Genomic DNA, 13,165 nt, shown 5'->3' with positions numbered 1-13,165 from the left:
TGGGGCCCGCGCGCGGTCCGTAGACTCCTGGACGTGATCGACCGCGCCGGACTCGCCGACTTCCTGCGCCGCCGCCGCGAGCTGCTGCGCCCCGCCGACGTCGGCCTGCCCGACGGCGTACGACGGCGCACACCCGGCCTGCGGCGGGACGAGGTGGCGCAGCTCGCCGGCATGTCCGGCGACTACTACGCCCGGCTGGAGCAGGGGCGCGGCGCGAACCCGTCCGAGTCGATCGTGGCCGCCCTGGCCCGCGCGCTCCGCTGCGACCTCGACGAGCGCGACCACCTGTTCCACCTGGCCGGGCTGACGCCGCCGAAGCGCCGGGCCGGCCGGCACATCCGGCCCGGTCTGATCAGCATGGCCGAGCGGCTGACCGACGTCCCGGTCTCGATCTGCACCGACCTGCACGAGGTGTTGTGGCACAACGCCCTCGCCGACGCCGTGATGGGCCCGCTGGCGCACAGTGCCGGCGGCACCCGCCAGATCACGTGGCGGTGGTTCACCGAGCCGGCCGTCCGGACCCGGTTCCCCGAGGAGGACTGGCCGCGCCACTCGGCCGCGCACGTCGGCGATCTGCGGGCGACGTACTCGCGGCGGGCCGGCGACGACGACGTGCGGAATCTGGTGCACGGACTGCTGAAGCGCAGCGCGGAGTTCCGCGAGTTGTGGGAGCGGCACGAGGTCGCGGTGCGCCGTTTCGACCGTAAGCGGCTGCTGCATCCGGAGGTCGGGATGCTGCACCTGACGTGCGAGGTGCTGTTCACCCCCGAGGAGGATCTCAAGGTGCTGGTGTTCCTGCCCACGGAGGGCACCGACGCGCGGGAGAAGCTCGACCTGCTGCGCGTCATCGGGACACAGAGCTTCGAGACGACTGTGTGACGCGCCTGGGGGGCGGGGTCGTGGAGGTCCGGACCGCGCCGGCCCTCCACGACCTCAGAGCTCAGCTCAGCTCAGCTCTTCCGGCCACCACCAAGGGTTGTTGTTGTTGGTCGCGGTGGCCGTCTCATCGGCCTGCTGCAGCTCCTCCCTGACCGGCTCGTACTTGACTTCCTCGTGCTTGTGGTCCTCGTGATGACGCCGGTGCACGTGGTGCCTGTTGTTGTTGCGCGAGTGGTTGTGGTTGTCGACGATGATGTCGATTCTCGGCTGGTGCCAGCGCGGGTTGCGCAGGACGGGCTTCTCCCTGTGCACGACCCTCGTCTTGACGACCGGGGCCGGCTTGGACGGCGGCGGGCCGCCGGCCTCGACGGCCGGGAAGCCCACGCTGGCGGAGGCCATTCCCTGACCCAAGGGAAGGAGCATGACACCGGCGACCGCGCCGGTCAGAGCAATTGCCGCGAGCCGCCCACGGCGGGGCGCCCGCGACTGCCGGATCGTTGTGTTCACGTCTCTCGTTTCCGTTCCTGAATAGATCGGCCAGAATCCGACGCCCACTCACTGGGGCACTCAGACGGAACCAGACGTACCCATGCAGATACTCTCAGTTACCTCCTTAAACACAAACGACCCGTCAAAGCCCACAGATCCCACGGTCACCAGCCCTGCACCCCTGGTGGTGGATGCCCGGTTTTGTACAGAAAAGGCGATGATTCAGGCCGGGGTCATGCGGGAACCCCGCGTGACCCCGGCCGCCCGGCTACGCGCCGGCGCCGTCCTGGCCGTAGGCGGCGGCGACGTCCTTGGAACTGGGCCAGCGGCTGTAGGCGGGCGACTGCGGCCAGCCCTCGGGTGAGTCCTGCCACTCCTCCTGCCGCCCGTACGGCAGCACGTCGGTCAGCGCGAAGGTGTGGGTGAGCTGCTCGGTGCCCCGGCCGTTGGTGTGCCAGGTGCGGTACACGGTGTCGCCGTCACGCAGGAACACGTTGACGGCGAAGCCGCCTCCGAGCGGAGCGCCGACATCGGCGCCGAACGGGCTGTTCGCGGTGGAGTACCAGGTCATCCGGTTCCCGACCCGGCGTTTGTAGGCGAGCGCCGCGTCGATCGGACCCTGGGTGACGATGACGAAGCGGGCGTCCCAGTTGTCCAGGAACTCCAGGCGGGTGAACTGCGCGGTGAACCCGGTGCAGCCCGAGCACTGCCACTCCTTGCCCGGGAACCACATGTGGTTGTAGACGATGAGCTGACGCCGGCCGTCGAAGACGTCCGCCAGCCGGACCGGCCCGTCCTCACCCTCCAGGACGTAGTCCGGCATCCGCACCATGGGCAGGCGGCGGCGCTGGGCGGCGATGGCGTCGAGCTCCCGGGTCGCGGCCTTCTCCCGGGCACGCAGTTCGTCGAGCTGACGCTGCCAGGTGTCAGCGTCGACGATGGGCGGTAGCGCGTTCGTGCTCATGATCCCTCACTGGTCGGGTGCGCGGCTTGCGGTGTGCGAAGGGTAGACCTGGCCCGGCCCGGAAACTCATCGGTGGCCCGCCCTGCCTTGCCGGTTCGGGAGCACCCTGGAGACATGCCGAGGCCGGAGGGGACCGGCGGACCCGCCCTCTCCGGCCCACAGGCGAGGGCGTCAGGCGTCCTTGACCGCGGACAGGTCGAATTCGAGCGTGATCCGCTCCGACACCATCACCCCGCCGGTCTCCAGGACGGCGTTGAAGGTCACCCCGTACTCCTTGCGGTTGATCACCACGCCCCCCTCGAACCCCACGCGCTTGGCCCCCATGACATCGACGGCGGAGCCGGTGTAGTCGAGCGGGACGGTGACCTCCCTGGTCACGCCGCGGATGGACAGCTCGCCGGTCACCTCGAAGCTGTCACCGCCGACATGCTTGACCCCGGTGCCGGTGAACGTGATGTGCGGGTGGGCGGCCACGTCGAGGAAGTCATGGGTACGCAGGTGCTCGTCACGCTGGTCGTTGCCGGTGTCCACGCCGGCCGCGTCCAGGACCACGCGGACGCTGGAAGCCGACGGGTCGGCGGCGTCCAGCGTGGCGACGGCCTCGATGACGGGCAGGCTGCCCCGCACCTTGGTGACCATGGCATGGCGGGCCACGAAGCCGAAGCGGCTGTGCGCGGGGTCGATCGTGTAGGAGCCGGTGAGCTCGCTGGGGTACATGCGGTGCGCTCCTTCGAGGGCGAGATTTATTTCAGCACTGAAACATTCAGCGCGACAGTACCTCGGTTTTATTTCAGCGCGCAACAATTGAGTACGATGCCGGCGTGACGAAGTGGCTGGACGACGACGAACAACGCATCTGGCGATCCTTCGCGCAGGCCACGCGCCTGCTCAACGAACGGCTCGATCGCGACCTGCAGACCGCCGCCGGCATGCCGGCGACCTACTACGAGCTCCTGGTGCTGCTGTCCGAGGCCCCTGCGCGGACCATGCGCATGAGCGAGCTGGCGCACCAGACCCGTTCCAAGCCCTCCCGCATCTCCCACGCGGTCAACAAGCTCGAACAGAACGGCTGGGTGCGCAGGGAGCACTACGAGGGCGACCGGCGCGGCTGGCTCGCCGTGCTCACCGACGAGGGGCTGGAGGCGCTGCGGGTGGCGGCCCCACGCCACGTGGACAGCGTGCGCGAGCACCTGATCGACGTGCTGACACCCGAGCAGTTCCGGCAACTCGGCGACATCAGCCGCCTCCTGCTCGACCGCCTGACCAGGATGGACTGAGCCCGTCACGGGGAAGCGACCGGACGGCCGGATCACGGCGGCTCGATCAACGGCCGGATCGCGGCGATCCGGCCGGACGTCGGGAGCCGGCCGCCGGGCCGGGCGGCGGCTCCGTCGGACGTCCGGAGCGGGCGGCCGGGCAGCGGCGGCTCCGTCAGAGGTCGGGGAGCCGCCGGACCCGGGCGCGCGTCATGGACCGCAGAGTTCGGTGAAGCGGCGGGTGTCGATGTTGCCGCCGGAGATGATCAGGCCGACCCGGCGCGGCAGGTCCGGGACCCGGGCGGACAGCAGCGCGGCCAGCGAGGTCGCGCCGCTGGGCTCGATGACGATCTTCATGCGTTCGAAGGCGAAGCGCATGGCCGCGCGGATGTCGTCCTCGCCGGCCAGGACGATCTCGTCCACCAGACGCCGGTTGACCGAGAAGGTCAGCTCGCCCGGGATCTCGGCGGCCAGACCGTCCGCGATCGTGCGCGGGATGGGGACGGACACCCGCTCCCCCGCCGCGAGCGAGCGCCGGGTGTCGTCGCCCGCCTCCGGCTCGACGCCGATCACCCGGATCCGGGGCAGCAGGCCCTTGGCCGCCGTGGCGCTGCCCGCGATGAGGCCGCCGCCGCCGACCGCGACGACCAGCGCGTCCAGGTCCTCGACGTCCTCGATGAGCTCCAGGGCCGCGGTGCCCTGACCGGCGATGATGTGCGGATGCTCGTACGGCGGGATCAGCGTCAGGCCGCGCTCGGCCGCCAGCGCCTCGCCGATTGCGACCCGGTCGCCGGTGTAACGGTCGTAGGTGACGATCTCCGCGCCGTAGCCGGCGGTGGCCTCCATCTTGGAGCGGGGGGCGTCCTCGGGCATGACGATCACGGCCGTGCTGCCCAGTTCGCGCGCCGCCAGGGCGACGGCCTGGGCGTGGTTGCCGGAGGAGTAGGCGGCGATGCCCCTGGCCAGTTGCCCCGGTGTGAGGCGGGAGACGGCGTTGTAGGCCCCGCGGAACTTGAACGCCCCGACGCGCTGGAAGTTCTCGCACTTGACGAAGACCTCGGCGCCGACCAGGGCGTCCAGGGTGCGCGAGCGCAGGACGGGCGTGCGGTGGGCGACGCCCTTCAACCGGGCGGCGGCGTCGTGGACGTCGTCCAGGGTGACCGGCAGTGCGTTGGTCATGCTCGATGCTCCTCCTCGTCGTCGTACGGGTCGTCGTGCGGAAAGGCTGGGAGAGATCGTCTCAGGAAGGTGGACACGGCCTCCAGCCATGGGCCCGGCCGGTCCACGTGCGCCATGTGACCGGCCTCGTCGAGGAGCACGGCACTGGCGGACGGGATCAGGCGCGCGGCCCGCTCGGCCAGCACCGCCGGGAACGTCATGTCCTGCCTGCCGTGCAGCAGCAGGATCGGCACGCCGAGCGCGGCCAGGCGGCCGGCGGCGTCGTCCGGGCGGGCCGGTGGCAGGGTTCCCGCGCGCCACGGCCGCAGCCACTCGGCCGAGAAGCGCACGTGGGCGAGGCGTTCGCGGTAGTCGTCGAGCGCCTCCGGACGCCAGACGTTCGCCTCGGCCCCGGCGAACGCCGCCGCCCGCGTCAACTCGACCCCGGACGGCACCGCCCCTGGCGCCACCGCCCCGGACAGTGCCGAGCCGCACGCCGCCGCGCCCGAGGGCGCCATGCTGGACCAGAGGGCGGTCTCGGCGGCGGTGCGGCGGTCGCGTTCCGCCCAGCCGGCGAACGCGTCCGCGGGCACGGGCAGCACAGCGCTGGAGGCGATCACGAGCCGCCGCACCCGACCGGGCGCGGCCAGCGCCAGCCGCTGCGCGAGCAGGCCACCGTAGGAGAACCCGAGCACGTCGGCCCTGGCCACGCCGAGCACGTCGAGCAGGGCGACGAGGTCGTCCGTCGCGGCGTCCGGGGTGTAATGGCCGTCCGGCAGGCCCCGGCTGGATCGCCCGCAGCCCCGCAGGTCGGGAAAGATCAGGTCGCGGTGGTCTGCGAGGCCGAGCAGAGGGTCGCGGAGGTAGGTGTGGTCCCAGTCGGGCCCGCCGTGGATCACCAGCAGCGGGTCCCGGACGGGCGGATCGGCGGTGAGCACGGTGAAGAGCTCGACCGCCGGATCCCCGCAAACTCCGACATGCTTCTCATAGATCAACTGCTTCGGCACTCCCGGCATTCAACGCTACGATCCGTGCCATGGGTGAGAACAATCGGATCTCGGAGCAGGGCGACTCCCCGAAGGAATGGGCACCACCCGGGATCGATCCCACCAGACCCAGCATCGCTCGCGTGTACGACTATTTCCTCGGCGGCAAGGACAATTTCGAGGCCGACCGCAAGGTGGCCGAGGAAGCCCTGAAGATCGCCCCCGACGCGCGCGAGGCGGGCCGGGCGAACCGGGCCTTCCTGCGCCGGGCCGTCCGGCACATGGTGGCCGAGGCCGGGATCCGGCAGTTCCTCGATGTCGGCTCGGGGCTCCCCACGCAGGGCAACGTACACGAGATCGCCCAGGCGATCGCGCCGGAGGCCCGCGTGGTCTATGTGGACAACGATCCGATCGTGCTCGCGCACGGCCGGGCGCTGCTCGCCACGAACGACGTCACCACGGTCGTGCCGGGCGACGTCCGCCGGCCCGCCGACATCCTGGAGCACCCGGAGGTGCTGCGGTCGCTGGACCTCAGCCGGCCGCTCGGGCTGCTGTTCGTCTCCGTCCTGCACCACGTCAACGACGACGAGGACCCCGATGGCGTGATGGCCCGCTTCCGCTCGGTCCTCGCGCCCGGCAGCCACCTGGCCATCGTGCACTTCCACGATCCCGGCGACGAGCACCCCGAGGCGTCCAAGATCGCTGTCGAGGCGGAGCGGAACTTCAACGAGAACCTGGGGACGGGCCGCTGGCGCACCCGGGCGGAGATCGCGTCGTACTTCGGCGACCTGGAACTCGTCGAGCCCGGTCTCGTGCCGCTGGCCGAGTGGCGCAGCGAGCCCGACGACCTCATCCGCCAGAATCTGACCCACTACAACGTGCTGGCCGGACTCGGCCGGAAACGCTGAGCGTGTTGCAGCGGCGGCTCCAGGACGCGGCCGACGAACTCGTGGGCTCCGGGGCCGAGCGCGGGCTGCAGATCGCCGTCTACCGGCACGGCGCGCAGGTCGCCGACGTGGTGGCCGGGTCGGCCGACCCCGTCACCGGCCGGCCGGTGACACCCGGCACCCCCTTCCACGTCTTCTCGGCGGGCAAGGGCCTGACGGCGGCCCTCGCGCACGTGCTCGCGGACCGCGGCGTGCTCGACCTCGACGCGCCGATCGCGGAGAGCTGGCCGGAGTTCGGCGCGCACGGCAAGCACGCCGCCACGGTGCGGGACGCCCTGACGCACTCCACGGGCGTGCCCGGACTGCCGTCGGACGTCACCCCCGAGGACCTGTGCGACTGGGACGGGATGTGCGCGCTGATCGCCGGCGCCCGGCCGTGGTGGGAGCCGGGCCACGGGACCGGCTACCACGCCTACACCTTCGGCCACATCGTCGGCGAGATCGTGCGGCGGGTCACCGGTGTGCCCGTCGCGCGGGCGTTCGCGGACGAGGTGGCCGCCCCGCTGAAGGCGGCGGGCGAGTTGTTCCTCGGCGTGCCCCGGGCCGAGGTGGGGCGGCTCGCCCGGCTCGAAGACGTCCCCGGGTACGCCGACGCTCCGGAGGGTTCGCCCGCGCTCGCGGTCGCGCCGCACGGGGTGCGGCCGACGGCGGCGTTCGGGAACCGGGCCGACGTGCTGTCGGCCGCCGTCCCGGCGACGGGGCAGTTCACCGCGCGGGCCGCGGCCCGCATGTACGCCGCGCTCCTCGGCCCCGTGGACGGCGTCCGGCTGATCTCCGCCGACCGGCTCCGCGAGCTGAGCACGCCGGTCGTGGACGACGTGGACCGGGTGTTCGGCAACCGCGCGGTGTTGTCGAGCGGGTACGCGATCGGCCGCCTGGGCACCGATCCCGGTGACACGCCGACCGTCTTCGGCTGGGCGGGCAGCGGAGGCGCCTACGCGTGCGCCGACGCCGCCACCGGCGTGGCGTTCGCCGTCGCCAAGAACCGGCTCACCGCCGACTTCGGCACCGCCCAGCGGATCGGCGCCATCGTCGCGGAGTGCGCCTGACTCCGGAGCCTCCGAGGCGACCCGGCCCCCGAGGGGTATGAGCCCTCCGGCGGCAGAGGTGCCCGCCGAGCAGGGCGCCGCCCCGCAGCGTGACCGCGCTCGGCCCGGCGGGGGTCGCGGTGACCTGGCGCACGGGCCGTTCCAACGGTTTCCGGCCGCCCGTTTCCAGGATCATGCTCTCCCAGAGGGCGACGTACGGGGATAAATACCTGCTTGTTCAGCCGCGCAGCGGCTGGAGGGCCGAGCCCCAGGCGAGGATCTGGTCGAGGACGCCGTTCAGCCGGTCCTCGTGCATGGCGGCGGGCGCGAAGCCGTCCGTGAAGTCGGTGTGGATCGACAGCCCGACCTGGTTCGACACGGTGGCCACGCTGAGCAGGCCGAGCACGTGACGCAGGTGCGAGATGGCCCGCGGCGCGCCGTCCACGCCGTAGCCGACGAATCCGGCCACCTTGTTGTTCCACTCGCCGTACAGGAAGTCGAGGGCGTTCTTCAGCGCGCCCGGGTACGAGTTGTTGTACTCGGGGGTCACGATGACGAACGCGTCCAGGGACGAGATCTTGGCCGACCAGCGCTTGGTGTGCTCGTGCTGGTAGTTGCCCGTGGCGGGGTGCTCCGGCTCGTCGATGTTGCCCAGCTCGTAGTCCTTCAGATCGACGATCTCGTACTCGGCGTCGCCTCGCTTGGCCGCCAGGTCGCGGACCCAGTGGGCCACCGCCTCGCCGTTGCGTCCGGGGCGGGTGCTGCCCAGAATGATGCCCACCTTCAGCATGAGTGCTCCCTCAAGGGTCGTTCGGTTACTCGAACCACCGTAGAAGGCATGGCTGAGATACTGAATGCGCTGCTGTCCCAGTTTTATACGTCATCGTCTCAGGCGTTAGACTCACCTTCATGGACGTGCTGAGCGACGTGGTCGCGTTCATGCGGACCGGCCGCCCCACCTCCGCCCGCGTCTCCTGGCGCGCTCCCTGGGGCCAGCGCTTCCCCGCCGCGCCCGGGTCCGCGGTCTTCCACGTGGTGCTGCGCGGGTCCTGCTGGCTGCTTCCCGGCGACGGCGAGCCCGTCCGGCTGAACATGGGCGACGTGGTGTTCCTGCCGCACGGCGACGCGTTCGGGCTGGCCGACGATCCCGCCCGCCCGCTGACGGAGTCGGCCTGCACCCTGCACTCCGGCCTGTACGCCTCGGCCGGCTTCGACGGCGCCGGGGCCGAGACCGTCATCCTCTCCTGCGGCTACCGGCTCGACGCCGACCGGATCCACCCGATCCTGGCCGAGCTGCCCGGCCTCATCCACCTGCCCGCGACGCTCGGCTCCCACCCGGCGCTGCGGGCCGCCGTCGAGCTGCTGACCGGCGAGATCGGCGATCCGCGTCCCGGGGCGGACACCATCGTGTCGTCCCTGCTCGACATGTTGCAGCTCTACATCCTGCGGGCCTGGTTCGAGGCGGACGACGAGCCGTGCACGCTGTCCGGCTGGTCCGCCGCGCTGGCCGACCCGGCCATCGGCCGCGCGCTCAACGCCATCCACTCCGACCCCGGCCACCGCTGGACGGTCGAGTCGCTCGGCAACCACGCGGGCCTGTCGCGCGCCGGGTTCGCCCGCCGCTTCTCGGCGCTGGTCGGGCAGCCGCCGCTGGCGTACCTGACCTGGTGGCGGCTGGCGAGCGCGGCCCGCATGTTGCGCGAGTCCGACGTGTCGGTGGCCGAGGTGGCCGAGCGGGTGGGCTACATGTCGGAGTTCGCCTTCGGCACCGCCTTCAAGCGCGAGTACGGCGTCGCCCCCGGCCGCTACCGCCGCTGCGCCGGCGCGGCCTAGCCGGCCGGCCGGCCGGAGCGCTCCCTGGCCCGCCGCACGCTCTCGAAGACCATGGCCCCGTCGGTCACGTCCGGCTCGACCTGCCCAGCCGCCGCCACGAGCTGGCCGACGATGTCGGCGCCGACATTCCCTGAGGCGCCGGTGACCAGGATCATGGTCGATCTCTCCTTCTCTTCGCGGAGCGGGGCCGGTCAGGGCTTCCTGAGTGCCGCCACGTCGAACTCCAGCGCCACCTTCCTGGCGACCAGGCCGGCGGCGGCAGCCCAGTGCACGCCCCAGTCCTTGCGGTCGATCGTGGCGCCGCCCTTGAGCCGGAGCCGGAGGCCGCCCGACGGGTCGTGCTCCGCGGACGTCAGTTCGAGGTGCACGGTGATCGGCTTGCGCACGCCGCGGATGGTCAGGTCCCCCGTGAGCTCGAAGGCGGTCGCGCCGGTCTGCCGCACCTCGCTAGAGGTGAAGGTGATGGCCGGGTGCTCGGCGCGGTTCAGGTACTTGGCACGCAGGTACTCGTCGCGCTGCGGGTTGCCGGTCGAGATGCTCTCGGTCTGGACGGTGAGCCGGACGTCCGACCTGGCCGGGTCGGCGCCGTCCAGCCGCGCGTGGCCCTCGAAGCGGTCGAACCGTCCCCGGACCTCGGGGCCGATGGTGTGCCGGGCGACGAAGCCGATCCGGGTGCGGGCCAGGTCGAGGGTGTAGTCGCCGGTCAGGTCGCTGAGCACGATGGTGGTGGTCATGCTGGACTCTCCTGGATACTCATGGGATCAGGCGGCGAGCCCGCGAGCGGCGTGGAGTCGAGGTACCTGACCTCGTAGACGCGCTCGGCGAACCTCCACCCGTCGCGGGTGCGCCGGTAGCGGTCGTGGTAGAGGGCGAAGTTCAGATGCGAGCCGCCGTCGCGCATCCGGCCGAACTCCTGGATGTAGGCGCGGCCGGTCGCGGTGTCGCCGTCGATCCGGACGGTGCCGGGGTGGACGTTCTGCACGAAGAACTCCCAGAGCCCCTGGCCCCACCTGATCCCTTCGCGGATCTCGTCCCGGCCGAGGAACTCCTTGCCGATGTGCGGCCACCGCATGGCGGCGTCGGGGGTGAACAGGGAGGCGAGGCGGTCGTAGTCACGCATCATCACCGCGTCGGTGAGCTCGCCGCGCAGCGCCTCGATCTCGACGCGGTCGGCGACGGCCTGCATGTCGCTCATCGGTATCCCTGCCTTGTCGATGTGTCCCTGGGGTGCGTGACCACCGTCCCGGTGGCCACGTGTCCATCATCAGCGCAGGTCAGAGGCCGAACAATGTAAGGTTCGTGGGGCGATCCATAACATGGGGGTTATTCGTGGAGCTACGGGACATCGAAATCTTCCTGACGCTCGCCGAGGAACTGCACTTCGGCCGTACCGCCGAACGGCTTCACGTCTCCCAGGCGCGGGTCAGCCAGGCGATCAGCAAACAGGAGCGGCGCATCGGCGCGGCGCTGTTCGAGCGCACCAGCCGGCGCGTGGCGCTGACCCCCATCGGCCGGCGGCTCCGCGAAGACCTGCGGCAGGCTTACGACCTGCTGCAGGAGGGGCTGGCCCGCGCCCAGGCGGCGGGCCTGAGCGCGGGCCGCACCCTCCGGCTGGGCGTGTTCGGCCACGCCGGGCACGAACTGCAACCGCTCGTGGACGCCTTCCGCGCCCGCCACCCCGGCGGCGACGTCCGGTTCAGCGAGGTCACCGGCGGCGACCCGTTCGCCGCGCTGCGCACCGGCGACGCCGACGGGCACGTGCTGTGGTTGCCGGTGACTGAGCCGGACCTCACCGTCGGCCCCACCGTGCTCACCAGCGGCCGGGTGCTGGCGGTGGCCGCCGGCCATCCGCTAGCCGAACGCGGCAGCGCCTCCCTGGAGGACCTCGCCGACAACCACGTCATCGACCTCGGGCCCGGCGCTCCCGACTACTGGGTCGCGTCCATGGTCCCGTTCCGTACGCCACTCGGCCGTCGCGTCCCCCGGGGGCCCATCGCGCGTACCTTCCACGAGATCCTCGCCCTGGTCGCCGCCGGGCACTGCGTGCACCCGCTGGGCGAGATCGCCGCCCGCTACAACCGCCCTCCCGGCATCGTCTTCGTCCCCCTTCACGACGCCCCCGCTCTCCGGTTCGCCCTGATCTGGCCGTCCGGCACCGACCACCCCGCCGTCCGCGCCCTGGCCCGGACCGCCGCCGACCTCGGCCCTATCACGCTGGACGCTCCTCCCGGCGCGGACTAGGCGAGGTTGGTGACGCGGCGCAGGACGTACTCGACCGGCCCGTAGCGGTGGGTGCGCAGCCAGAGCGCGCTCAGCCAGAGCAGCAGCAGGTAGATCGCCAGGGCCACGCCCATCACGGCGAGCGGCGACAGCCGGCCCGCCAGCGCCAGGCCGTACCCGGTGAAGACCAGGCAGCACAGCACCGACTGCCCGACGTAGTTGGAGGCCGCCACCCGGCCGGCCGGGGCCAGCGCGCGGCCCACGGCGGGCAGGCGGCGGACCACCCGCAGCAGCGTCACCACGTACGCGGCGGCCAGCGGCACCGAGGTGACCGTGCTCACCGCCAGGCCGGTCAGCTCCCACACGCCGGGCCGGGCGGCCGTCACCGCGAGCAGGACGCCGCCCGGCAGCCCGAGACCGAACCCGATCCACTGCATGCGCGGCGCCAGCCGCCACCACCGCCCGGTCTCCTCCAGCAGCCGGGCCTTGCCCGCCGCGAGCCCGAACAGGAACATGGCCAGCGCCATCGGCCCCTGGAAGATCCAGATCATCGAGACGAGGCCCGGGTAGAGCTCCAGTTGCAGGGTGAGGAAGTCGAGCGGCCCGCCGGTGGCCAGCGACAGCGCGCGGGCGGCGGCCCCCGCGTCGGGCGGTGCGGCCTGTCCGGCCGACGGGTCGAGGGTGGACAGCGCCGCCAGCCCCGCCATCAGCAGGGTCAGCACGCCGACGATGACCGAGCCGATCACGACGGCCGTCCTCGGCCGCAGGCCGCGCAGCGCGAGCAGGATGAGGCCGAGTGCGGCGTACAGGGTGAGGATGTCGCCGACCCACAGCAGGATCCCGTGCGCCAGGCCGATCGCGAACAGCGCGAGGCACCGGCGCACCATCCTGGCCCGCACGCTCGCGCCCGCCTGCTCGGCCGAGCGCGTCTGGAGGGTGAACGAGTAGCCGAACAGGAACGAGAAGACGATGTAGAACTTGGTCAGCACGAGCGCGGTGACCGCCGAGGCCACCGGCCCGTCGGGGAGGGTCATGGCGCCGTTCATGGCGTAGCCGGGGTGGGAGAAGAAGCCGATGTTGGCCACCAGGATGCCCGCGAGCGCGAACCCGCGCACCACGTCGATCTCGTGGACCCTGGTGGCGGGCCGCGTACGCACTTCCGTCATGAGCCGAAGCTACGGACGGGCCGTGGGACCGGGCATCAGACCTTGGTCGGTGCCTGCCGACCAAAGCATCGCCCGGCACGGGGTCTGTCCGATGTGACACTTAGTGCGGCAATTGAGGCGGATGGTAATGAGCTACAGCACAATGGGGGGCATGGCATACCCTCCGCAGCCGCCGCGACCCCCGTCCCAGCAGCCTGGCGCATGGGGTGGCGCACCGGGCCACGGGATGCCCCCTCGAC

Annotated in this window: 16 protein-coding genes; 6 read left to right on the top strand and 10 right to left on the bottom strand. The window is 71.8% G+C overall.

Going from position 1 to position 13,165, the window contains the following annotated elements; genetic code table 11:
* Window positions 1–33: 33 nt before the first annotated feature.
* Window positions 34–879 (top strand): helix-turn-helix transcriptional regulator, encoded by an 846-nt coding sequence (locus FAF44_RS05270; protein WP_237101858.1) that lies wholly within the window; start codon window positions 34–36, stop codon window positions 877–879.
* 66 nt (window positions 880–945) lie between these two features.
* On the opposite strand, the gene FAF44_RS05265 is transcribed toward FAF44_RS05270, so the two are convergent.
* The 3 genes from FAF44_RS05265 to FAF44_RS05255 form a co-directional block, all read right to left on the bottom strand.
* Entirely contained in the window at window positions 946–1,278 is a 333-nt protein-coding gene (locus FAF44_RS05265) for a hypothetical protein (protein ID WP_237101857.1), read from the bottom strand.
* 358 nt (window positions 1,279–1,636) lie between these two features.
* On the bottom strand, window positions 1,637–2,332 hold the full coding sequence (locus FAF44_RS05260; RefSeq protein ID WP_237101856.1) for a DUF899 family protein: 696 nt from the start codon (window positions 2,330–2,332) through the stop codon (window positions 1,637–1,639).
* A 171-nt stretch (window positions 2,333–2,503) separates the two neighbouring features.
* Window positions 2,504–3,049 carry a YceI family protein gene (locus FAF44_RS05255; RefSeq protein WP_237101855.1) on the bottom strand — a complete coding sequence of 182 codons (546 nt, stop codon included), beginning with the start codon at window positions 3,047–3,049 and terminating at the stop codon, window positions 2,504–2,506.
* A gap of 104 nt (window positions 3,050–3,153) precedes the next feature.
* On the opposite strand from FAF44_RS05255, the gene FAF44_RS05250 reads away from it, so the two are divergent.
* Window positions 3,154–3,609, top strand: a complete 456-nt coding sequence (locus FAF44_RS05250; RefSeq protein WP_237101854.1) for a MarR family transcriptional regulator — start codon at window positions 3,154–3,156, stop codon at window positions 3,607–3,609.
* Between the two features lie 189 nt (window positions 3,610–3,798).
* Here FAF44_RS05250 and FAF44_RS05245 read toward each other — a convergent pair whose 3' ends face one another.
* Window positions 3,799–4,767 carry a threo-3-hydroxy-L-aspartate ammonia-lyase gene (locus FAF44_RS05245; RefSeq protein WP_237101853.1) on the bottom strand — a complete coding sequence of 323 codons (969 nt, stop codon included), beginning with the start codon at window positions 4,765–4,767 and terminating at the stop codon, window positions 3,799–3,801.
* Window positions 4,764–5,753, bottom strand: coding sequence for an alpha/beta fold hydrolase (locus tag FAF44_RS05240; protein WP_237101852.1), 990 nt, complete (start codon window positions 5,751–5,753; stop codon window positions 4,764–4,766). Before FAF44_RS05240 ends, FAF44_RS05245 begins: the two co-directional genes overlap by 4 nt.
* 29 nt (window positions 5,754–5,782) lie before the next feature.
* On the opposite strand from FAF44_RS05240, the gene FAF44_RS05235 reads away from it, so the two are divergent.
* Together FAF44_RS05235 and FAF44_RS05230 are read left to right on the top strand one after the other, a co-directional pair.
* Window positions 5,783–6,640 carry an SAM-dependent methyltransferase gene (locus FAF44_RS05235; protein ID WP_237101851.1) on the top strand — a complete coding sequence of 286 codons (858 nt, stop codon included), beginning with the start codon at window positions 5,783–5,785 and terminating at the stop codon, window positions 6,638–6,640.
* Between the two features lie 2 nt (window positions 6,641–6,642).
* A complete protein-coding gene (locus tag FAF44_RS05230; RefSeq protein ID WP_237101850.1) occupies window positions 6,643–7,728 on the top strand; it encodes a serine hydrolase domain-containing protein in 1,086 nt (361 codons plus the stop codon).
* A 217-nt stretch (window positions 7,729–7,945) separates the two neighbouring features.
* Here the strand turns inward: FAF44_RS05230 and FAF44_RS05225 are convergent, their stop codons facing one another.
* Window positions 7,946–8,497, bottom strand: a complete 552-nt coding sequence (locus FAF44_RS05225) for an NADPH-dependent FMN reductase (RefSeq protein ID WP_237101849.1) — start codon at window positions 8,495–8,497, stop codon at window positions 7,946–7,948.
* Between the two features lie 119 nt (window positions 8,498–8,616).
* Between FAF44_RS05225 and FAF44_RS05220 the strand changes: the two genes are divergently transcribed.
* The gene (locus FAF44_RS05220; protein ID WP_237101848.1) at window positions 8,617–9,540 is read left to right on the top strand and encodes an AraC family transcriptional regulator; all 924 of its coding nucleotides are present in this window, start codon (window positions 8,617–8,619) and stop codon (window positions 9,538–9,540) included.
* Here the strand turns inward: FAF44_RS05220 and FAF44_RS05215 are convergent.
* The 3 genes from FAF44_RS05215 to FAF44_RS05205 are packed head-to-tail and all read right to left on the bottom strand — an operon-like array spanning window position 9,537 to window position 10,735.
* Window positions 9,537–9,695 carry a hypothetical protein gene (locus tag FAF44_RS05215; RefSeq protein ID WP_237101847.1) on the bottom strand — a complete coding sequence of 53 codons (159 nt, stop codon included), beginning with the start codon at window positions 9,693–9,695 and terminating at the stop codon, window positions 9,537–9,539. The two genes, FAF44_RS05220 and FAF44_RS05215, sit on opposite strands and share 4 nt — an antisense overlap.
* 36 nt (window positions 9,696–9,731) lie before the next feature.
* Window positions 9,732–10,274 (bottom strand): YceI family protein, encoded by a 543-nt coding sequence (locus FAF44_RS05210; RefSeq protein ID WP_237101846.1) that lies wholly within the window; start codon window positions 10,272–10,274, stop codon window positions 9,732–9,734.
* The gene (locus tag FAF44_RS05205) at window positions 10,271–10,735 is read right to left on the bottom strand and encodes a nuclear transport factor 2 family protein (protein WP_237101845.1); all 465 of its coding nucleotides are present in this window, start codon (window positions 10,733–10,735) and stop codon (window positions 10,271–10,273) included. Before FAF44_RS05205 ends, FAF44_RS05210 begins: the two co-directional genes overlap by 4 nt.
* A 134-nt stretch (window positions 10,736–10,869) precedes the next feature.
* Here FAF44_RS05205 and FAF44_RS05200 point away from each other — a divergent pair, with 134 nt between their 5' ends.
* Window positions 10,870–11,781 carry a LysR family transcriptional regulator gene (locus tag FAF44_RS05200; protein ID WP_237101844.1) on the top strand — a complete coding sequence of 304 codons (912 nt, stop codon included), beginning with the start codon at window positions 10,870–10,872 and terminating at the stop codon, window positions 11,779–11,781.
* Here the strand turns inward: FAF44_RS05200 and FAF44_RS05195 are convergent.
* Entirely contained in the window at window positions 11,778–12,926 is a 1,149-nt protein-coding gene (locus FAF44_RS05195; protein ID WP_237101843.1) for a DUF418 domain-containing protein, read from the bottom strand. The genes FAF44_RS05200 and FAF44_RS05195 overlap by 4 nt on opposite strands.
* Window positions 12,927–13,165 lie beyond the last annotated feature (239 nt).

It is taken from the genome of Nonomuraea sp. MG754425, assembly GCF_021699195.1.
Taxonomy (GTDB): Bacteria; Actinomycetota; Actinomycetes; order Streptosporangiales; family Streptosporangiaceae; genus Nonomuraea.
The sequence above is the reverse complement of the archived record's forward strand: the minus strand, read 5'-3'. Positions and strand labels throughout refer to the sequence as shown.